This is a genomic window from Brevibacillus sp. NSP2.1, assembly GCF_000470975.2.
Classification (GTDB): Bacteria; Bacillota; Bacilli; order Brevibacillales; family Brevibacillaceae; genus Brevibacillus; species Brevibacillus agri.
In genome coordinates this window covers 5,129,416-5,150,352 of record NZ_CP048274.1, presented here as the reverse complement: position 1 = coordinate 5,150,352, position 20,937 = coordinate 5,129,416, and the positions used below count along the sequence as shown (strand labels likewise).

The 20,937-nt window shown below is 56.0% G+C and carries 24 protein-coding genes, 3 tRNA genes, 1 pseudogene and 1 riboswitch; all 28 genes and pseudogenes read left to right on the top strand.

The window, feature by feature from the left end; genetic code table 11:
- Window positions 1-61: 61 nt before the first annotated feature.
- The 28 genes and pseudogenes from M655_RS25160 to M655_RS25030 all read left to right on the top strand — a co-directional run bounded on the left by M655_RS25160 (window position 62) and on the right by M655_RS25030 (window position 20,630).
- A complete protein-coding gene (locus tag M655_RS25160) occupies window positions 62-2,005 on the top strand; it encodes a phage tail tape measure protein (RefSeq protein WP_026558353.1) in 1,944 nt (647 codons plus the stop codon).
- Between the two features lie 81 nt (window positions 2,006-2,086).
- Window positions 2,087-2,707: a hypothetical protein gene (locus M655_RS25155; RefSeq protein WP_026558352.1), complete on the top strand. Its 621-nt coding sequence runs from the start codon at window positions 2,087-2,089 to the stop codon at window positions 2,705-2,707.
- Between the two features lie 174 nt (window positions 2,708-2,881).
- The gene (locus M655_RS25150) at window positions 2,882-3,373 is read left to right on the top strand and encodes a LysM peptidoglycan-binding domain-containing protein (RefSeq protein WP_286085922.1); all 492 of its coding nucleotides are present in this window, start codon (window positions 2,882-2,884) and stop codon (window positions 3,371-3,373) included.
- Complete coding sequence (locus M655_RS25145; protein ID WP_035423309.1) at window positions 3,370-4,401, top strand: XkdQ/YqbQ family protein; 1,032 nt, start codon at window positions 3,370-3,372, stop codon at window positions 4,399-4,401. The genes M655_RS25150 and M655_RS25145 overlap by 4 nt, the downstream gene beginning before the upstream one ends.
- On the top strand, window positions 4,391-4,816 hold the full coding sequence (locus M655_RS25140) for a DUF2577 domain-containing protein (RefSeq protein WP_035423308.1): 426 nt from the start codon (window positions 4,391-4,393) through the stop codon (window positions 4,814-4,816). The genes M655_RS25145 and M655_RS25140 overlap by 11 nt, the downstream gene beginning before the upstream one ends.
- Complete coding sequence (locus M655_RS25135; protein WP_026558349.1) at window positions 4,806-5,225, top strand: DUF2634 domain-containing protein; 420 nt, start codon at window positions 4,806-4,808, stop codon at window positions 5,223-5,225. The genes M655_RS25140 and M655_RS25135 overlap by 11 nt, the downstream gene beginning before the upstream one ends.
- 2 nt (window positions 5,226-5,227) lie before the next feature.
- Window positions 5,228-6,286 carry a baseplate J/gp47 family protein gene (locus M655_RS25130; RefSeq protein ID WP_026558348.1) on the top strand — a complete coding sequence of 353 codons (1,059 nt, stop codon included), beginning with the start codon at window positions 5,228-5,230 and terminating at the stop codon, window positions 6,284-6,286.
- Window positions 6,276-6,836 carry a putative phage tail protein gene (locus M655_RS25125; protein ID WP_026558347.1) on the top strand — a complete coding sequence of 187 codons (561 nt, stop codon included), beginning with the start codon at window positions 6,276-6,278 and terminating at the stop codon, window positions 6,834-6,836. Before M655_RS25130 ends, M655_RS25125 begins: the two co-directional genes overlap by 11 nt.
- On the top strand, window positions 6,833-7,393 hold the full coding sequence (locus M655_RS25120) for a hypothetical protein (RefSeq protein WP_051353970.1): 561 nt from the start codon (window positions 6,833-6,835) through the stop codon (window positions 7,391-7,393). The genes M655_RS25125 and M655_RS25120 overlap by 4 nt, the downstream gene beginning before the upstream one ends.
- A gap of 67 nt (window positions 7,394-7,460) precedes the next feature.
- A pseudogene (locus M655_RS28180) lies at window positions 7,461-8,819 on the top strand (DNRLRE domain-containing protein); the annotation flags it as partial.
- 54 nt (window positions 8,820-8,873) lie between these two features.
- The gene (locus M655_RS25115) at window positions 8,874-9,611 is read left to right on the top strand and encodes a hypothetical protein (protein WP_286085921.1); all 738 of its coding nucleotides are present in this window, start codon (window positions 8,874-8,876) and stop codon (window positions 9,609-9,611) included.
- Window positions 9,611-9,802 (top strand): hypothetical protein, encoded by a 192-nt coding sequence (locus M655_RS25110; RefSeq protein ID WP_026558346.1) that lies wholly within the window; start codon window positions 9,611-9,613, stop codon window positions 9,800-9,802. The genes M655_RS25115 and M655_RS25110 overlap by 1 nt, the downstream gene beginning before the upstream one ends.
- Complete coding sequence (locus tag M655_RS25105) at window positions 9,802-9,912, top strand: CD1375 family protein (RefSeq protein ID WP_286085920.1); 111 nt, start codon at window positions 9,802-9,804, stop codon at window positions 9,910-9,912. Before M655_RS25110 ends, M655_RS25105 begins: the two co-directional genes overlap by 1 nt.
- A 56-nt stretch (window positions 9,913-9,968) precedes the next feature.
- Complete coding sequence (locus M655_RS25100) at window positions 9,969-10,118, top strand: CD1375 family protein (protein ID WP_286085919.1); 150 nt, start codon at window positions 9,969-9,971, stop codon at window positions 10,116-10,118.
- 15 nt (window positions 10,119-10,133) lie between these two features.
- Window positions 10,134-10,397, top strand: a complete 264-nt coding sequence (locus M655_RS25095; RefSeq protein WP_026558345.1) for a holin — start codon at window positions 10,134-10,136, stop codon at window positions 10,395-10,397.
- A gap of 15 nt (window positions 10,398-10,412) precedes the next feature.
- Complete coding sequence (locus tag M655_RS25090; protein ID WP_035423306.1) at window positions 10,413-10,691, top strand: hypothetical protein; 279 nt, start codon at window positions 10,413-10,415, stop codon at window positions 10,689-10,691.
- On the top strand, window positions 10,675-11,355 hold the full coding sequence (locus M655_RS25085) for a M23 family metallopeptidase (protein WP_051353968.1): 681 nt from the start codon (window positions 10,675-10,677) through the stop codon (window positions 11,353-11,355). The genes M655_RS25090 and M655_RS25085 overlap by 17 nt, the downstream gene beginning before the upstream one ends.
- Before the next feature lie 12 nt (window positions 11,356-11,367).
- Complete coding sequence (locus M655_RS25080; protein WP_026558344.1) at window positions 11,368-11,568, top strand: hypothetical protein; 201 nt, start codon at window positions 11,368-11,370, stop codon at window positions 11,566-11,568.
- 370 nt (window positions 11,569-11,938) lie between these two features.
- Entirely contained in the window at window positions 11,939-12,277 is a 339-nt protein-coding gene (locus tag M655_RS25075) for a YolD-like family protein (protein WP_026558343.1), read from the top strand.
- A 191-nt stretch (window positions 12,278-12,468) separates the two neighbouring features.
- Window positions 12,469-12,708, top strand: coding sequence for a hypothetical protein (locus M655_RS25070; protein WP_026558342.1), 240 nt, complete (start codon window positions 12,469-12,471; stop codon window positions 12,706-12,708).
- Window positions 12,709-12,903: 195 nt separating this feature from the next.
- On the top strand, window positions 12,904-13,272 hold the full coding sequence (locus tag M655_RS25065; protein ID WP_152344136.1) for a hypothetical protein: 369 nt from the start codon (window positions 12,904-12,906) through the stop codon (window positions 13,270-13,272).
- Between the two features lie 287 nt (window positions 13,273-13,559).
- Window positions 13,560-15,422: a type IV secretory system conjugative DNA transfer family protein gene (locus M655_RS25060; RefSeq protein ID WP_051353966.1), complete on the top strand. Its 1,863-nt coding sequence runs from the start codon at window positions 13,560-13,562 to the stop codon at window positions 15,420-15,422.
- A gap of 234 nt (window positions 15,423-15,656) precedes the next feature.
- A tRNA-Leu gene (locus tag M655_RS25055) sits at window positions 15,657-15,738 on the top strand.
- Between the two features lie 49 nt (window positions 15,739-15,787).
- A tRNA-Gly gene (locus M655_RS25050) sits at window positions 15,788-15,863 on the top strand.
- A 48-nt stretch (window positions 15,864-15,911) separates the two neighbouring features.
- A tRNA-Arg gene (locus M655_RS25045) sits at window positions 15,912-15,988 on the top strand.
- Between the two features lie 229 nt (window positions 15,989-16,217).
- Complete coding sequence (locus M655_RS25040) at window positions 16,218-17,171, top strand: AAA family ATPase (RefSeq protein ID WP_005834696.1); 954 nt, start codon at window positions 16,218-16,220, stop codon at window positions 17,169-17,171.
- A gap of 14 nt (window positions 17,172-17,185) precedes the next feature.
- Entirely contained in the window at window positions 17,186-18,391 is a 1,206-nt protein-coding gene (locus tag M655_RS25035; protein ID WP_025848921.1) for a DUF58 domain-containing protein, read from the top strand.
- A 4-nt stretch (window positions 18,392-18,395) separates the two neighbouring features.
- Window positions 18,396-20,630: a transglutaminase TgpA family protein gene (locus tag M655_RS25030; protein WP_026558341.1), complete on the top strand. Its 2,235-nt coding sequence runs from the start codon at window positions 18,396-18,398 to the stop codon at window positions 20,628-20,630.
- A gap of 20 nt (window positions 20,631-20,650) precedes the next feature.
- Window positions 20,651-20,753: riboswitch (purine riboswitch) on the top strand.
- Window positions 20,754-20,937 lie beyond the last annotated feature (184 nt).

Sequence of the window (20,937 nt, the reverse complement as noted above, 5' to 3'; positions counted from 1 at the left end):
GGAGAAGGCGCGAAAGCGCGACGAGTTACGCAGGATGCACGGGAGGAGGCGCGGTTAACGTATGGCCTTTGATCTCACGGCACGACTACGGTTGATCGACAATCTAACCGCGCCCCTACGCCGGGCGGCGCGGGGTTTCGCGCAGACGCAGAATGCGGTAGATCGCGTCACACGGGCAACCAACGCCTATCGCGACGCGAACGGACGCCTGCGTGACGAGAACGGAAAGTTTATCGCGGAGAACAACAACATGTCGAAGTCGTTCGGCCTGCTTGGCGGTTCGATCCTCCGCGTCACGGGATTGCTTGGCGGACTAGCAATCGGGACTGCGGCGGTCGGCCTCGCGTACAGCTCGATTAACAAGGCGATGGACTTCGAGGCGCAAATGTCTACGATCAAAGCGCTCACCGGCGCGAGCAACGAAGAGATGAAGCGGCTGAACGACCTCGCAATCAAGATGGGCGCGAATACGAAATATTCAGCGCTCGAAGCCGCGCAAGGAATCGAGGAACTACTCAAGGCTGGCCTCACTCCGGCGCAGGTCGAAACAGGCGGACTAGAAGCGGCACTCAACCTCGCGACTGCGGGCGGACTTGAACTGGCGGACGCTGCCGAGATCATGTCGACCGCGCTTAACGCCTACAAGCGCGATGCCATGACGGCAGCGCAAGCATCGGACATTCTCGCGGGCACGGCGAACGCATCCGCGACAAGCGTTATGGAGTTGCGCTACGCGCTCTCGATGGTGTCGGCGGTAGCAGCGGGCGTTGGCATGTCGTTCGAGGACACGAACATCGCCCTCGGCCTCTTCGCGAATAACGGGCTCAAGGGCTCTGATGCCGGCACGTCGCTGAAAACGATGCTGGCAAATCTCTCGCCGAAAACGGACAAGGCGGCAACGCTTATGAAGAAACTCGGCATCATCACGAAGAATGGCAGCAACCAATTCTTCAATGCGCGCGGCGAGCTACGCAGCCTCGCGGAAGTGACTGAGGTTCTCCGGAAATCGCTCGTAAAACTGAACCCGAAAGAGCGTGGAGACGCTCTTTACGAGCTGTTTGGGTCAGACGCGATACGTGGCGCGACAATCCTGTTTAACGAAGGCGCAGAAGGTGTGCGGAATTTCCAGCGCGAGATGTCGAAAGTGACAGCGCTTGATGTCGCGAAGGAAAAGATGAACAACGCGAAGGGCGCGATGGAACAACTTAGCGGCGCGATCGAGACGATACAGATTTCGGCGCTGCAACCGTTGCTCCCAGTCATTAAAGACTTGACGCTGATGTTTGCGGACATGGCGGAGCAATACGGACCGCAGATTGCGGCGACGTTTGAGGATATTGGCAAGAGCATCCACGAGTTCTTGAACCCGTACTTGAACGATCCGAAGACGTGGAAGGTGACGAGCCAGGCCGAGATCAAGTTTAAGCAAGCGGAAATGCTCGACGCAGCAGGCAGCGGTCCGCCTCCGTTTTGGGATGCGGTGCTCGGTCGGTTCAACGACTGGTACGAGAGTGGAGGTAAGGACATGATCGTCCGCAGCACCCAACGCGCGATGGACGCGGTGCTGGATACGCTCGTAGACTACGGAGAGCCTATCGGTATGGCTGCGTTGGAGATCGGTGGAAAGATCGGCGCGGGCATCATGGAGGGCATCAACCAGATGGGAGGTCCCCTTGAAGGTTTAATGAAGTCCCTTGGCCTACCGACGACAACCGATAAATACAACGAGATTCAGGCGAAGTTAAAGAGCCGCAATAACGTGCCCGCACCGATAAAAACGGACGCCTCTAAGTACCACGGCCTCGACTACGTACCTCGCGACGGCTACACAGCGCGACTGCACAAAGGGGAGCGCGTGTTGACTGCGCAAGAAAACCGCGAATACTCCGGCGGGGGCGGCGTTACTATCGCTAAACTGGCGGATCAGATTGTTGTACGCGAAGAGGCGGATATTGAGCGCATCGCCTACAGGCTTGCTCGCGAGATAGTCGCGCGAAGAAGCTAGGAGAGACAGAGAGTATGGATAGGCGATCAGTCTTGTGGTAAACTTTTCATACAAATCTCAACGACCGGGAGGACTTGTCAAGTGAAAAAAATCGCCTACACGCTGATCGCCACCCTTTCTCTCCTCTGCGCATGTACTTCTTCTGCGTCCGAAGAAACTCCATCTACAGTGGAACAGACCGCGCCCGATACCTCAGTAAGCAACAACACAGCCCCAACCTCGCCAGGACCAGAGAAGGTAGTGGAAAAAGAAGACGAAATGGTAACGGTGTCTAGGTCAACTGGTCTAGGTGACACACTGACTTACTATGCAGTTAATCACGGAGATAATGCGGGAGATGCAACATTCGGAAACTTCATGAACGGGTTCCTGCTGCCGATGTTTGTTGACCAGCGCGCCGTAGAAGTTCGGCTGGCCTTCGAGTCAACTACGAATCCTCGCAGGACCGAGGAAGAAGCCTTTCGCATGATAAAAGACTACATTCCTGTTGACGCGAAAAAGATAAGAGACTTCAAGGGCGACGGAATAAAGGGAGAAGAGTACGAGAGCGCTACCCTTGCGAAAGCGCTTGAAGATATGTATAAGAGCGCCAGCTCAGTCGCCGAAGAAAAGGAAAACCCCGGAGTATTTAGCGTGTACGTCAAGTTCGACTCTAACGGGGTGTACTCAGCAGTAGCTAGAATAGGGAAGTGGAAAGAGTAACGGAGGTGACCCGCCATACCCAACGCAATCCAGTTTTGGCTCTCGTACAACAACGGGGCCGAACGCCTGCAACTTCCGGTCAACCCCGCATCCATCCGCATACAATCGTCCCACTCGTACGAGGACGTACAAGTCACGCAGTTAGGCGACTACACCGTTATCGGTGACGCCAAGTTGCGTGACTTTTCTTTTTCCTCGTTTTTTCCGCGCGACTACAACTCGTCCTACTGCGAGTACGAGGCGGTTCCTGCGCCATGGGACGCGGTACAGACGGTCGAACGCTGGATGAAGTCGCGCAAGCCGATCCGCCTGACCGTGACGGGAACGCCGATCAACTATGCCGTGACCATTCGCTCGTTTAACTACGAGCCGGAGCGTGCCGGTAATCCGGGCGACATCTATTACGACCTCGCGCTAAAAGAGTACGTCTTCGTGACGGCCAACACCGTACAGATGGCCGCAAACTCTGCGTCCGTCAAAAGCGCCACCACGCGTCCGGACTCACGCGATATCCCGAAAACATACACGGTTAAGTCGGGAGACAACCTCACGAAGATCGCGCTGCGGTACGGGCTGAAATGGCCGGACATCTACGCGAAAAACGCGAAGGTGATCGGCAAGGACCCGAATCTGATTTATCCCGGACAGGTGCTGACTCTCGTATGAACGTACAGGTGACCTACGAAGGTACTCCGCTGCTTGTCGAACGCGCAACGTGGTCGGGCGACGTAACGCAGGCGGCACGCAAACTAGACGTCTCACTCGTCAACACGGTGGACGGACGGACGCAGGCCATGCGGATTGAGCACGGAAAAGAACTCCGCCTCCTTTACGATGGGCGCGAGCTGTTTCGCGGCGTGGTGTTCGCGCACCGGATCGACGACCGCGGCATGATGACGGTGACGGCCTACGACGAAAACACGTACCTAACGCGCAACTACGACACGCGCAAGTTTACGAAGATGACGGCGAGTGCGATTATCAAGCGGCTGTGCAACGATTTTGGCATTCCGGTCGGCAGCATAGCGGACACCGGATACGTCATCCCGAAGCTAGTCCTCCGCGACAAGTCGATCTGGGACATGATGACGATAGCGTTGACCTATTCGCGCAAGCAGACGGGTCGGCGCTTTTTTATTTACTCGCGTGAGGGCCGCCTGTACCTGTCCGAGCGCAAGGACGCGGTCGTGCGGTGGGTGCTCGAAAACGGGCGCAATATCACCTCCGCGTCCTACTCGCAGTCCATCGAGGACATGCGGACGCAGGTTAAGGTCATCGGCGGTGACCCGGAAAAGAAACCGATCATCGCAACGGCCAAGAATGACGCGCTCATCAAACGATTCGGCATCATGCAGCACATCGAAAACGTCGACCCGGATATGACGCGGAGCCAAGTCGAGCAGCGCGCGAAGCAACTGCTGGCGGAGCTCGGCACGGTCGACGACGACGCGCAGGTCGACGCGCTAGGCAACCCGGAAGTCGTGGCGGGCGCGGCCGTCTATGTACGCGAGTCCATGACAGGCATTGTCGGCGGGTTTTACGTCAGCACCGACTCGCACACATTTGCAAACGGCAATCACACGATGTCGCTGACGTTGAGCGCGACGGACGATCTGCCTACGCTCGAATACGAGCCACCGCCGGAGCCTAAACAGCGTAAGCGATCGAAAGGAGATACGGACAATGGCGGATAGACTCGAAGGTGACGGCTTTAGTCAACTACGGCAGGTGGTCGCGGAGGTTGGCCGCAACGACTACGACAAGCTCGAACTTGCTACGGTCACGGCACCACCGCCCGCCCTGCGCATCAAAATCGACAACATGGCGCTCGAACTGGAGGCGGACGATCTCGTCGTGGCGGAGCATCTTACGCGACACAAGCGCATCGTCACGATCAGGCACGAGCAGGACGCGGAGCGCGACGTCGGCGATACGGAACCGAAACCGCGCGATAACGACAGTTCCGGCTCGCTCGCGTGGACGCACTCCTACGTCGAGCTCACGTTCGAGGACGTGCTCAAGCCGGGCGACCGCGTGCTCGTCTCGTCGATGAACGATGGGCAGACGTACGCGATTTTGGATCGGGTGGTGACGTACGATGGCGCTTAGTCCACTTAGGCCACCGAGTGAGCGAGCGGTGGAGGTCGCGCCCACTCCGCAACCGTCACGTACGTATGCGCTTGATTTCGCAACTGGCGAGGTTGGCGGCGTGATCGACGGGGAGGCGGCGATTCGGCAGGCGATACGCAAGGCGCTCATGACCGCGCGGTTTCGGTACTTGATTTACGGGTACGAGCACTTGTACGGGTGCGAACTAGAGGATTTGATCGGACAGGACCTGCCGATTGAGTTGCTAAACGCCGAAATCCCGCGCGTCATTAGCGAGGCGCTCCTCGTCGACGACCGCATCACGAACGTATACAACTTTACGATCATGCGCGAAGGAGACGGCCTGTACGTCTCCTTTTTCGTTGATACGGTCGACGGCGCGATCATAAACGAGGAGGTGGCGGTATAAGCGTGGCTTACGAAGATCAAACGAAAGATGTGATACACCAGCGGATGCTTGACGCGAGCCCTGCGGACATCGACAAGCGGCCCGGTTCAATCACGTACGACCTGACGGGGCCGACCGCAATCGAGGCGGAGGCACTGTACGTTGAACTCGACACCTTCGCGGACAAGGCGTTTGCCGACACGGCATATGGCGAGTGGCTCGATAGACGCGCGGCCGAGGTCGGACTGATCCGCAAGCCTGCGGTAAAGGCGACCGGCTATGTCACGTTTACGGGAAACGAGGGTGCGCTCATCCCGGAAGGAACCGAAGTGTACACGGACGGCGAGAATCCGATTTACTTCGTTACAACCGCCGACGCGACGATTACGAACGGAATGGCAACGGTCGCAGCCGAAGCGAAGGAGGCGGGCGCATCCGGCAACGTCGGCCCTGGCGCGATCAAGCTGACGACCGGGAACATTACGGGCATCACCGGCGTTACCAATGCGGGAGCCTTCGACGGTGGCGTTGACGCGGAAAGTAACGAGGACTTCCGCAAACGCTACTTCGACCGTGTGCGCCGTCCGATCACGTCAGGCAACGCGTACCAATACCGCCAATGGGCGCTTGAAGTCGTGGGCGTCCGGGACGTGCGTGTGTATCCGGTATGGAACGGCCCCCTCACGGTCAAAGTCGTCGTGCTCGCGGATGACGGCGTACCCTCCCAATCGCTCCTTGACGCGGTAAAGACGCATATCGAATCGGTGCGGCCGATCGGAGCGGACGTGACCGTTATCGGCGCAATCGACTACGGAATTGACGTAGCCGCGACGCTGTATCTGACGAGTGGGGCGGATATTAGCGCGGTGCAGACCGCCATCGTCGCGGAGATTAACGAGTACTTCCGTGAGCTGGCGTTCGGCGATCCGATCGTCCGCATTTCGCAGATTCAACGGATTCTCCTCGATAATCCGAACATCACGGACTACGCGAACCTGACGTTAAACGGCGGTACGGGCAATATCGAAATCGTTGGCGACGCGATTCCGGTACTGAGGGCGGTGAACTTCGTTGCAGGCTAACGAGCGCGATATACGGCAGGATATGCGGGATTATCTGCCCGGGTATTACCGCGATTCTCGCGTAGTCAGCAACCTCATTGACCGCGAGGCTGACGAAATCATCGCGCTCAATGCGGCGGTCGCCGATACGTTAGCGCAGTTTTTCGTCGATACCGCAACGTGGGGACTCGCGCGGTGGGAGGCCATTTGCGGCATCAAAACGGACGAATCCAAACCGCTGGACGTACGGCGCGCCATCGTCAAGTCCCGTCTGCAAGGGTTCGGAACGGTCACGGTCGAGGTCGTGCGGGAGCTTGCGGACACCTTATACGGGGCGTCGACGGAGGTCAGCGAGGATTTTGCCGGGGCGCGGGTTGTGGTCAAACTCGTCGGCAAACGGGGCGTGCCGATCAACGCGGAGGACGTGCAGAAGGAATTGCGCGAACTCATTCCGGCCCACCTCGACATTGCGCTGGAGTTCTCGTGGTTCGTGTGGGACGAATTTGACGCGCTGACTTGGGACGAGGCGGACAGCTTCGCATGGGACGAATTGGAGGTGTATATGCCGTGAGTAGCGGACAAACGAACACGCTCGGCCTTCACCGGTGGGTCGGGACGGACCGGGTTTCACGCGCCGAGATCGTCGAGAACTTCGATATTATCGACGCGACCGCCGAAGACCTTTACGGACAAATCGAGGACCTGCGGTTACTTATCGCGCGCCTTGACGTTGGTTGGTCAATTGCGGACGAGATCAACTTCCGGTATCCCGATAACGCTGGGATTTTCTACGACATCCTCGACGGCAAAGGCGGTCGCGTAACGGCGGTACTCGCTGATGCTGCGACATATACGACGGCGGCGCTCTCGGCCGGGGCCACAACGGTTCCAGTCGGGGATAGCGCGGCTTTCGCGGTTGGCGAGGAGGTCACGATTTACGACGATGTGAACGCGGAGAACGTGCGGATTACGGCAATTACCGATAATACGCTGACGGTCGGGGCGTTGGTGAACGCGTACAAGGCGAAGGCGACCGTGGCGCGGACGACGGCGGTTACGGACGCGGTTAACGCACGGATGGTATTTCCGTCGTGGGGAACGAGTAATATTGCGATTTCGGAGGCGTGAGGATGCGCGATTCCAGAACGTGGAAACCTGCCAATAACGGCCATTTTGAGAAGGAAGGGGGAGGAACATGCCGGTAGTTACGCTAACCAAAAGCAATTCAGTTACTCTCGATACTTATATTACAGATCAATCTCCATCTAGTTCGTATCCTAGTGACACAGCAATAGTCGTAGGTCGCAATTCATCAGGAAAATTTTTTAGAGCGCTATTGAAATTCGATTTTGGTTTAATACCCAATAATGTAATTATCAACAGCGCTACCCTCTCGCTTTATCAAACTTCGCAAAATACCAGCAATACGTCCAATAGGACGATAAATGTTCATTTAGTAACATCCCCTTGGGATGGTAACGTAACGTGGAACAATGCTCCGAGTATTGGGCCTGTTTATGCGAGTTTTACCGCACTAAATGTGCAAACTCAAAGCTATAACATTAATGTTAAACAATTAGTGCAAGACATAGTAAATGGTACGGTACCAAACTACGGTTTCCTTTTAATGGATTCCTCTGAATCAGACTTGCATACCAACCGAAGTTTTTCGTCTTTTGACAATACAAGCAACCAACCAACCCTCACCATCGACTACACAATCCCATCAACAGGCAGAAAACAGGTGGAGTATGTGGGATTTAAAGCGACTAGCACAGCGACATCCGTAATGAGTACTGCATTAGAATTGCCTAGCGGTATTCAAACGGGAGACTTATTGATTGCGCAAGTAGCGAAAAGGGATACTTCAACCGCGATTGCTGGCCTGAATGGGTGGACATCTATTACAGATCGCGTTATTCCCGTCACTTCTGGTGTGAGTTTCAGGTATGGGATTTATTACAAATTCGCGTCCTCTTCAGAAACAGCACCAACGATAACATCCCCGACCGCAACATTTTGGCAAGCTGCTGTTTCAGCCTACAGAAATACAAAAGCTGTTCGTGAAACCGTATTCTCTGATTTTGCAGCAAACATTCCAAATCCACCGAATGCAGCTACAGCCTACGATAGAACAATGATCTTGGTATTAAGTTCAATTAATAGTTTTGTTACGGCAAAGCCTTATTCGCTTAGTTTCCAAGAACAAGTTGAGGCTGGAAGTTCTGCAACGGCAATTACCCTGTATAGCATGGCAAAGTATATGTACAACGCAAAATCTATACAGGGAACAGATATGAAAGTCGAGTTTTCCAGCTCTGGTTCCGGAGAGATACGAGCTCTATTCCTTGAACCAATTACCAACAATCCGCCATCTCTGACACTTACATCACCTACCGATAATCAAACATTAGCGGAAGGGAATACGATGCCGGTCGCAGGCACCGCGTCTGACCCCGACAATGGCAACGCGGTCACCGTCAAGTACGCGATCAACGGCGGCACCGCCCGTAACATCACGTCCGCCATCTCGGACGGATCAACCGCGATCCCGTTCTCGAAAACGCTCACGTTCACGAACGGACGCCTCTACGACGGCCAAACGGACGTGTCCGGGCCACTCGCGGAAAACACCACGTACACCGTCTCGGTCTACGCGGTCGACGACCAAGGCGGAACGTCCACGGCAATCACCCGTTCGTTCACCGTCATTCTCAACCGGCCGCCGACGATTAACCTCGACCCGTACAACGCGAACCGAACGGGCGTGTCCGAATTGGAGGCGTTGACCTTCGCGGGCACGGTAACGGACCCCGAAAATGACACCGTATCACTGACGGTAGCGGTCAACGGCGGCACGCCCGTTACGCTAAAATCCGGAGTCGCGTCCGGCACGAGCTTCGCTTTCAGCATCCCGGTTTCGGCGCTCGCATTCGCCGCGAACACGGTCGTTTTCACGGCGACCGACGCGAAGGGCGCGAGTACAACGAAGACGCTGACGGTAAACAAGGCCGGCAGCCTAGCGCCAGTCAAAACGGCAGTCGTCCGGTACGCAATCACGCCACCGCTCGGTACGGCAACCGAGATTGCTACGTGGGTGGACCGTGAGATTGGAGACTTGACGGTGTATGCCGCCGCCTCCATCGTGGCAGCGGGCGCGAGCGAGTCGTACGAGGACATGGCGCTTAACTCGAGCGTGCCGGTCAAGGACGGGTCCGTCATGGAGGACGAGTTCGTGGGGACGGCCGACCAGCCGGGGGCAAAAGTGACGCTGCGTCTGACACTGACGCGGGACGACACGGCGTCCGACAAAGCCGTCAAGAGAATCATGGGAGGGATCGCCTGATGCCGAAACTCAGACCGCGCCTGCCTAACGGATGGTTCGGACCGCTCGTTGACGTGAACCCCGACGAGCGTCCGGCCACCGACCGCGAAAAGATCGCACAGTTGGAGCAAGAGAATGTCAACCTTATGCTCGCGCTGACGCAAGTATACGAGGAAATGCTTGCGCTACAACAAAACGGAGGTACTACGTAATGGCAACGGTCTATTACCGACTTATCAAACTCAAACTCAAGACGATCGACGACGTTCCCGAACGTGATCGGGACGAAGTGCAAGCGCTATTGGACGGGGACGGACGATGATCCTGCGAACGGTGGCGCTTTTTCTTTTACGCTTGATAATCGGAGGGGGAACCGAAATGGCGGTCATTTACGCGACACTCATCGTTAAGGGGTACAAGACGATTTGCGACGTACCGAAAACAATCCGGAACGACGTTCGGACTACGCTCATTCAACTTGACGCACCTCATCTCGCCGAGACACCGTGCGCGGACGAAGTGGCCTAATGGCGGAGGTGCCCGATGGGAGAACACGATATTGTATCGGTCTTGCAGGACGTGCGCGAGCGGATGGTTCGCGTCGAGGAAAAGGTCGACCACCTTACGCGGGATCGTGAACGGGCGGAGAAAGCGTACGAGGTTGCGCGTGACGCCTACGCATTGTCAAACGAAAACGCCCGTGTCATCGCCGAGATCAAAGCGGACGACCGGCGAAAGTGGGGCGTCATTATCGGGATGGGGACGAGTTTTATCGGCTCCGTCCTCATCTATTTTCTGACGAAGTAGGACGGGAGGGAGCGCATGAAGACGTTTTTGAACGATAAGGACGGCGTAAGCGAAAAGGACTACCTCCTGCTCGTATCCACGACCGTCTTTTTCCTGTTTGTCGCGATCGGCCTCGTACTCGTCCTGATGGGGCGGCCGGTCGATGGCATGTACGTGACGCTGCTCGATATGGTCGCTCCGGTCCTCATGACGATAACCGGCGGCGTGTTCGGTGTCCGCGCGGTCCAGGAGTTCCGCAAGAAAAAGTCGGACACGGCCGAAGAGGAGGCGGAGGATTATGACGCGCGAGTTTAACGTAGTCGACGAAATGCTTGCGCCATATCGCGTTACAAGTCCGTACGGCCCGCGCAAGGACCCGTTTACCGGGGCGCCCGTTTTTCATACCGGCGTTGATCTCGTAAAGGGACACCTTTCGCCGATCCACGCGTTTACGGAAGGGACGGTCACTCACGCGAAGATGGGCGTGGCGGGCACGGGCTATGGCGGATTTGGCGTAGTCGTCGCGGTGCAGGACCGGAATGGGGCGACGCACCTGTACGCGCATCTGCACGACGCCGCCGTCCGGGTGGGCCAGCGTGTAAAGCGCGGAGACGTGGTGGGGCGGCAGGGGAGTACCGGCAGGTCGACCGGCTCGCACCTGCATTACGAGGTGAGGCGGAAAGGCTACGGGACGCACACGGACCCAATCGCGTACTTGCGCGAGTATTATCCGGTAGTGAAGGCGCCGGTAGCTGCCGCAGAACTAGCGGAGAAAGCGGAGGTGGCCGTTATGGAAGCGATAAAGGATTGGCAACTGCAACTCGCGGACAAGGCAATCGACAGTCTCGCGGCCAAGGCGGTACTGAACAACGCGGAAGAATGGAAGGCCCGCCTGCGTTCGGAGCCGGAGAAGGTGCGCGATGATATGGCGTGGCTGGTCTTCGTATTGACCGACCGCGCAACGAATACTAAACGGTAGGAGGACGTTAGTATGACGGATTGGAAACGTAAACTCTCGTCGCGCAAACTCTGGCTCGCCGTGGCCGGGTTTGTCACGTCCATTCTCGTCCTGTTCGGGACCGACGCGGGAACGATCGAGAATGTGACCGCGATGATTACGGCATTTGGATCAGTCGCAGCGTATATCCTCGCGGAAGGATACGTTGACGGCAAGCGGGAGGACGCGGAATAACGAACGCCCTGGTGACGCGGTCGCTCTGTTACGGAGTGACTACGTTACCGGGGCGTTATTTTTTTTGTCCCAAACGGTCATGTTACGCTCTAACGGAAAGGAGCGTGTTACACCGTGAAACCATCGTTTTATTACGTAGTAACCTGGCGTGAGGCCACCGCCATCTGCCGCCAACTTGACGACCGGTACATACCGTACGATGCGCGTTCGCTGCCCGACGGGTGCCTCGCGTTCGTGTTTCCGGACTTGCCTCCGCGATTGTACGTCCGCGTGCGAACCATCTTCGGCGGGAACGGAGTCCCTCTTGATAAATTCGGACGATGAGCGCATAATATAGGAACAAACGTTCGATAACGGAGGGGATTTCGAAATGGCATCGAAGATAGACGATCTGTTCGCGATGAAATTTATGCTGCCGGAACATGTAGCGGCCCTTGCCGAGCACGCGTACGAATCAACGCTCGTTCCGCGTCCGGTCCTCGAAGACGACGAGATGGCGGAGATCAACCGCGTCATCTGCACGTCAATGAACGAGGACTTTGCGGTCACAGTCCGCTATTGGAAAGAAACGCGGCGGGGATACGGCGAAATCCGCCAGATGTGGGGCGTGGTTGAGCGCGTTGATACCGTCCGCAAGCAGATCAAGGTCGCGAACGATGCGGAGTTTGCGTGGATTGATATGCGGAATATTACGGCAGTCCTCGCATAAAACCGCCCGCGCCCGCATACGCTCTAGCGTAGCGCGCAGGCGCAAGCGAGCGTTGGCCCGTCGTGTGCCCACCGAAATAGCCCCGGTACGGAGTAACTTCCGCGCCGGGGCGTATTTTTATTTCCGGTACACGCATAGGTAACGCGGTCACGACGTAAGTTTACGGTACATAGCGGAAAGGAGGCGGTCAAATGATCGCAGGAAGACGGATTGGACTCACGCCAGATGACGATACACGCACGAAGTTGGTGCGGCTCGCGGTTGCGTGCGGCAAACACCCGACTACACTTGCGCTTGATCTCGTGAGACTGTGCGTTAACACGCCGAACATTATCGAGTACGTGCAAAAGATCAACAACGCAGAGGCGCGATACAAGGTGAGTTATCGCGTAAGGGTGGAAAACGGCAAAAGTACGGTGATCTACGATTAGCCCGCGAACAGTTTGAGCGCGACAATACTGATCCCACCGGCAACGAGCGCGTAACCAACGTAAACTACAAGCGGCATGGGGCGACCTCCTAACGATATGGTTACGCGTAGTATCGCCAAACGAGAGGAGTGGTATACGGTGTTTTACTCAGTGATCTTACCGTCATTTTCGCGCCTAAAACGTGAGAAAGTCGAGGTGATACCGTGGGACGATTTTTTCGGCGAGATGGAGAGCGCGTTGACCACGCGACAGAAACGGCAGATAAACGCTCTCCTAGCGGGGGCAACGGCGGCGTACATATTGCGATTGGAACACGCGGAGGCGGCGGGGATTGCCGACAAGATCATCGGCGCATTCGACCCGATCATCCAACTGGCGCAGGGCGTGTCGTATCCGGTCGCGTTCCTGATGATATGCGGAGGATGTCTGCTAATCATGGTCGGGCAGCGCTCGAAGGGACTCGCGATGCTCAAGTGGGCGGCGGTCGGGTACGTGGGGATGCAGTTTGCACCCGCGATCATGCAGATTCTGGTGAGCGTAGGGAAGGCGATGGTGGCACGCTGATCCATCTACGGATAACGCCTGACGCGCGCCTGACGAACGAAGCCGCCGAACAGTTCGCGCAGACCCTATGCGTTTACCAATCGCCACTCGAGCGGTGGGACTCCGCAAGTCGTCGGATTACGCGCGCTCCGTTCCTTTCGTTCGAGACGGTACTCCAACGTGAGGGCACTGCGTTCCACGTCACCGTCCTGCGGGAGCACGAATCGCTCGCGCGCAAGGCGATCGAATCAACGTGGCCTAACGTATCGGTTGCGGAAGTGGCGGACCCGTTCGAGGAGCGTCCGGTCATGGCGGCAACCATCGGCCTCCACTATCATTATATGTTCGCGATCCGGGTGGACCGCCGCGAAATATCGTTCTTGGCTTCGCTCCTCGAAACGGTGCGCGCAATGGAGGCGGAGGATTCCGTATATGTGCAGACGCTCGCGATACCGGCAGAGCGCGACTGGTACACGGGCGCAGTGGAGGCGTACGAACGGTTCAAGGTGGGCGAGATGCCGCAGAAACTCGCGATCAACAAGCGGACGGTCGGGCGTACAGCGCTTAAACTCGCGACGAAAACGGTACTTGGCGCAATCTCGGTCGTAACGGAGCTAATAACGGGAGAGGAGCCGGAACCAATCGATATTGACGGAGGGGAGCGCGCCGCCATTCTTCGCGACGGAAAACTCCGGTCGGAAACGCTTGCCAAGACGCGCGGTGACGCCTATGACGTAGCGGTCCGTGTGGGAATCGTATGCGCGGATAGGGCCCGTGCCCGAGCGCTGTTGCGGATGGTCACGATGGCTTTCCGCGAATTAGACGGTGACAATCACCTGATCGCGCACGAGACGGAAGCCGACCGGACGTGGCGTAAGATGCGTGAGCGGACGGCAGGACTGCGGCTACAGCGCGACTATATGAGCATAGCGGAGGTGTCGCGCCTATTCCTGTTGCCTACGCGACCGTTGCAGGAGCGCTACAAGATCGACAGTATCGCGCAACTCGAGACGGGCGTGCCAGCGGAGATATCGGCAGGTGGCATGCGGTTTGGGTCCGTTAAGCACAAGGGTGCAGAAATCCCCGTCTACATGCCAACGGGCGACTACGATGAGTTGTGCTTGCCGCGCGTGATAATTGGCGGAATGGGCTCCGGCAAGACGACGGCGGGGGCCAACCTGCTGGTCGAGGCCGTCCGTAGTGGTTTCGGCGGTCTGGCGATTGATCCCGCGAAAGGTCAAATCGGCGACATGGTGGCGGCCGCGCTACCGAGTGATCGCGTAACCCGAATCCGCATTGACGGCACGGCTCCGTTCGCGCTCGACTTTTGCGAGATCAACCGGTCGCCTCGCGCCAGAAACCGATTGGCTAACGCGATTATATCGTTCTTTAACACGGCGACCGACGAGGCCGGGGCGCAGACGGCGCGGTACTTGCGAGCGGCGATCATGGCGATGCGGACGGCGAAATTGGCGGAAATCATGCGGATATTCGAGGATGACGCTTATCGTGCGGAGTGTATCGCGGAGATGGGCGCGGGGATGCACCGGACGACGCTGGAGGATTACGGGAACATGTCGGACGGCAGGCGGGCGCAAGTGTTGGCTCCGATTTACAACCGGCTCGACACGATCCTGGGCGACGAGTATCTGGCGGAATGTTTCGCGTCCGACAACTCGCTCGATATGGTCGCGTTGACCAGCGAGAGGAGGGCGGTCGTGATCGACGTGCCGAAGGCGGCACTCGGGGCGGAAGGCGTCGACCTCATCGTCAACCTCCTGTCGGTCAAGTTGGACCTGGCGATGACATTGCGGGAGGAGGCCGACCAGTTTCCGTTCTTTATCGTATTCGATGAGCCGCACCAGTTCTTGCGGAGTGCTCGCGCGTGGAAGGCAGCGGCGGTCGAGTCGCGGAAATGGCGTTATGCGTACGTGTGGATGTTCCACAGCTGGGAGCAGATACCGCACGATCTGGCGGAGATCATCCGGAGTGCCGGTCCGCACTATACCGTGTTTCGCGCGAGCAAAAAGACGTTCCGGGAACTGGCGGAGGAGTTGGCGCCGTTTACCGTGGAGGACTACGTGAAGATGCCGAGGTATCACGCGCTAAACGTGCTTCGCGTGGGGGAGGCGCAGCATGCCGTGGTGATGGCGAGGATGGGCGGTGCGTAGGTCCATATAAATAGGAAGTAACTCGTTGTAAATAATTTTACCCACGATAAAACTTGACCGCAAGCCGAACGATGTGCTACTATCATACTTGTGGTTGCGAGGTGCGCTTTTGTATCGTCTGGGCGCGGATCAACGGATAGCCCTCCGAATAGCCAAACGGTAGCCTGCCGGATGATCTACTACAGACGACATAAAAAAGCGCGAGCAAAATGCGGGCAAAACCGCGTCAAATATGCGGGTGTGGCGGAATGGCAGACGCACCAGATTTAGGTTCTGGCGGGAGACCGTGGGGGTTCAAGTCCCTTCACCCGCACCATATAACCAGAAGGCTTTGCAGCCAGAGCAAACCTTTTATCATATCACACGCGGACGTAGCTCAATTGGTAGAGCGTCGCCTTGCCAAGGCGAAGGTCGCGGGTTCGAGACCCGTCGTCCGCTCCATAGTTGTTCTGCTAGCTTTCAGCCAGTACAGGTTGACCCGCAAAACATGTGCCCTTAGCTCAGCCGGATAGAGCGTTTGACTACGAATCAAAAGGTCGGGAGTTCGAATCTCTCAGGGCACGCCATTACTTCATATGAAATCGAAGAGTAGGATCAATTCCTACTCTTTTTTGCATAATCATGGCTGCATTCTTACAATTTTTAAGTAAGTTTTCCTTGTATCTCCCATTTCCATCCATTACTTTAGAATTACACTGCTGTTTTCTACGCAGGTGATACAAGAGAAGACGGGTAACAAAATGTTTCTGTTACAAGCTCGATGGAAGAATAAGATGGAACAGGAGATGTATTAACGTGAACCCAATTAAATTGGAACAAATGCATCCTGCAATTGCAAAGTTGATCGATAATATAGAAAAAGTTCTGATTGGAAAACGTTCCGTGATTGAGATGATGGTCGCGGCTGTATTGGCAAACGGACATGTTTTGCTGGAGGACGTTCCGGGTGTGGGCAAGACGATGCTGGTACGTGCTTTGGCTAAGTCGATCGGGGGAGAATTCAAGCGTATCCAGTTCACTCCTGACTTGCTGCCGACAGATGTGACAGGAGTAGCAATTTTCAACCAACAGACGATGCAGTTTGAGTTCCGGCAAGGACCGCTGTTTGCAAACGTTATTTTGGCGGACGAAATCAACCGGACCTCTCCGAAGACGCAGTCTGCTCTGCTGGAAGCGATGGAGGAGCGGTCTGTTACAGTAGATGGTGCAACTTATCGGCTGGCCGATCCGTTTTTTGTGATGGCCACTCAAAACCCATTGGAGTACGAAGGGACGTTTCCATTGCCTGAGGCACAGTTGGACCGTTTCCTGATGCAATTGCGCCTGGGCTATCCGACCGTGGAAGAAGAAATGCGCATGCTCTCCAGATTCTCGGAGGTGAACCCGCTCGCACAACTTGAGCCGGTGATGACGGCAGCAGACTTGGCGCAACTGCAAAAAGAGGTAGCTTCCGTCAAGGTTTCCGAGGGAGTAAAAGAGTATATTGTGCGGCTGTGCCACCGCACACGTGACCACCATCATATTTACCTCGGGGTAAGTCCAAGGGGCTCTCTCGCCCTCTACAGAGCCGTTCAGGCACTGGCTTTCGTGCGGGGAAGGGATTACGCCATCCCGGACGATGTCAAAGAGCTGGTGCCAGTCGTATTCGCCCACCGGATGATCGTGAAGCCGGAAGCACGTCTGGAAGGAGCAACCGTTGATCGGGTATTGACCGTGATTTTGGCCGAAACCCGCGTTCCGGTGAGCTGAGGCGGTGACTGCGGATGAGACAACGAAGATGGGGTAAGCTCAAAGCGCTCCTGCTTGTGGCAATCACCTACGTATTTGCCAAGTTTCAGGGCGGCTTTTCCAGTTGGTTTCTATTTTACAGCAGTCTGGTGTTCCTCGTTTATGAGGTTTTGGCGTATTTTTTAATGTTCTCGACGCTGGAGGTAGAGCGAGTCATCGACCGCAACCGCCTGCAGGACGGCGAGGACGTCGTAGTAACCGTGCGCCTGCGCCGGAAAATCCGTTTTCCGCTGGGCTGGCACATGATCGTGGAGCCGTTGCCTGAGCGGCTCGCAGGTGTATATGAGCCGCACAGGCAGTTGATTTTTCCCTGGTTTAAAAAAGAAATGGAGTTCCGCTATGTCATACCGAGTCTCCCGCGAGGTTTTTACCGGCTGGATCAGTGCGTCGTGAGTGGCGGGGATTTTTTTGGGTTCAGCGAAAGGCGCAAAGTCTTTTCGTTTCCCCAGGAGTTTCTCGTTTACCCGCGGTACAAGGAAGTAACGCATTGGGCCTTGGGGGATGGCAGCTTCAGCGGCAACGTGCACGTGTCGCACAAACGCTCCGACGATGTCGCTGCCGTGAGGGGCGTGCGCGAATACCAGCGCGGTGATCGCCTGAGCCAGATTCATTGGCGCGCATCTGCAAGGGGAACGGGCTTGAAGACGAAGGAATTTGAACATCAGGCGATGAACCAGGCCGTTTTTTTCCTCGATGTAGAAAAAGAAAGCTATCAAGGACAGCCGGTACAGTTGTTTGAGACGGCAGTAAGGCTGACGGCAAGCCTGATCGCCTATGCCAATCGCAACCAGTACCATTACGGGCTGGTGTACAAGCAAAATGAACGCATTTCGATTGCTCCGGCGCTTTCCCACACTCATTTTCTGCGCGTCTTCGATCAATTGGCGCGGGTCATGCCAGCGGGCAGAGAGTCGTTTGCGCGGGTTGTGGGACGCGAGGCGCTGGAACAGCAGCAAGGCGTGACCTTGATCGTCGTGACTCCGCGCGTGGAAAAAGACCTGGTTCACCGTTTGATTGCTTTGGCGCAAAAAGGCAGAAGAGTGCAGTTATTCTATGTGCATGCTGACACTGTCATTTCCCAAGAGAGAAGACGAGCCCTGCAACTGCTGGGCGGAAGCAAAATATCATGTACGTCTGTCCACATCGACGAACAAGAGTGGAAACGGATTGGAGGTGCATAGACTCATGAGCGTGTGGAAGCGACCAACGATATGGCAATGGGTCTCGGCCCTTTTTCTGTTCCTCATGCTAAGAGAGTGGCTGCTCCCTCTCCAGGAGCTGACGGATACGGGCGTGCTGTGGCCGTTTCTTGTCATTGTGGCCGGTGTCCTGGCGATCGACGTAGCGGTTCCGTACAGGTGGGTAACGTTGCCGTTCAAGCTGCTGGGCCTCCTCTGGTTGTTGCATGCTACGCTATTCGATACACCGTTGTTTACAACCGATTGGCTGGCGGAATTGTACAGGCAGATTGTGCATGATATCCCGCTGGCTCTCGAGCAAGACTGGGGAGCGATGTCCATTTTGTCGCGCAATGCTTTGTTTGATGCCCTGCTGCTTGTCCTGATTACCATGCTGACTTATCTGGTGCTGGAGCAGAGACAGGGCTTGTGGTTTGTCTTTTTGACAGAGCTGTACTTGGCAGTGCTCGATACGTTCCTGCCTTACGACGCCAGCGCAGGAATTGTGCGGACGCTGATCTTTGGCTTTTTGCTGCTCGCTGTCAGCCATCTGATGAGAATGACCAGCATGGCGACGGTGACAGAAAAAAGAAGCCGGATATTGTTCGGTTCTCTGATGGCCTCTTTGCTGGTCATTTTGATTAGTGTCGGCATCGGGTATGCGGCTCCCAAAAAAGATGCGAGCTGGCCTGATCCGATTGCCTTTTTGATGGGAAGCGGCACGGAAGCACCGACTGCCGTCATGAAAAAAGTCGGCTACGACAACAACGACGAAATGTTGGGCGGGCCTTTCATGCAGGACAATACGCTCGTGTTCATGGCGACGACCAATGAGCACAGCTATTGGCGCGGGGACTCCAAGGACGTCTACACAGGCGTAGGCTGGGAAAAAGGCGATCGCGAGTACGAGGCGATTTTGGACCCGCAAACATACGAGTGGAAAAACGAGCTGTTTCACGGCCTGGAAACGAAAAAGGTAGAGGCAACGCTGGAGTTCAAAGGCCCGCAGCAGTTTGCTACCGTCTTTTATCCCGGGCAGTTGAACAAAGTGAGCAATTACGCTCCGCCAAATGCGACTGTCGTTTACGACAAGATGAATCAGCAGCTTGAGGTCCGCGCGGGAAAAATCAATCTGATCCAGCCTACGGGCGCAAATGGACGGACAGAGTACGGACCGAATACGATGCTGCTCAAGCTGCACCGGTACAAGGTGGACGCAGAGGTGCCGATTGTCAGCGAAAAGGCGATCATGGAAGCGGGAACGGACTATCCCGACGAGATCAAAGAGCGCTATTTGCAGCTTCCGGCGACTTTGCCGCCGCGCGTGAAAGAACTGGCGCAAAGCGTGACCAAAAACGCCAAGACGCCTTATGAAAAAGTAAGAGCGATCGAGAATTACTTGCGAGCGAGTGGAAAATATAAGTATGAAACAAAAGATGTGCCTGTGGCAGCGGAAGGACAAGATTTTGTCGACCACTTTCTGTTTGACAGCATGAGGGGATATTGCGATCATTTCTCCACCTCGATGGCGGTGATGCTGCGCTCGCTCGACATCCCGGCGCGTTGGGTAAAAGGATTCGCCCCAGGCGAGAGAGTGGGCAGCGACGATCAGAACCGCGACATCATGGAAATTCGCAATAAAGACGCCCACTCGTGGGTAGAGGTGTATTTCCCGGGGCACGGCTGGATTCCGTTCGAAGCGACCAGCACTTTCATCTCGCCCGTGCGCTTCAATTACGATTTGCAAACATCGCAGCCGCAGATTCCGATTCCGGTGCCGGATTTGGGGAATCAGACTTCGCCAGACCGGGGAGATGGACGCTTTAACGAGCTGGAAGAGGGAGACGCTATTCCGGGGAGTAGCTATTCGATTCCTTGGCAGGTAAATGTTGGGCTGGCAGTGGTGATAGCGGCCGCAGGTTTCTTGGCCTGGCGGCGCAGAAAAGACATTCAAATCTGGTGGCTCCGAAGACAGATCGATCAGGATAAAAGCAACAAGTACACGGATCGCTTCAACCTGCTGCTTCGCATGATGGAGCAGGTGTACACGAGACGGCAGTCTGGCGAGACTTTGCGGGAGTACGCGAGCAGAATTACGATTCCGGCGGACAAGCGGCAAGATCTGCGTTATTTGACGGAAATGTACGAGCGAACCGTTTACGGCTACAAGGAACTGGAACAGAAGGCGCGGTCAGTGGCAGAGCAACTGATCGAGAGATTGATCCGTCAACTGAAGCCTTGAACAAAGCCGTCCCATCTGCTAGAATGACGATCAATGAGTCTCGTATAATACTCAGGAATATGGCCTGAAAGTTTCTACCGCTAAACCGTAAATTTGGCGACTACGAGGAGAGCACTTCGGATTTTTGTACATGCAACCGCACATGTGTACACAAGCTGGGACGCTGCCTCCGTATGAAAGATCGGAGTCACCGTCCCGGTTTTTTTGCAAATATGCGACAATTTTTCGCGTGTATGCCTGTATGCAAGAACCGAGGGAAGCGGAAACTGCTTTATCATGCATCGAGCGAGGATGTCGGCAAAAATGC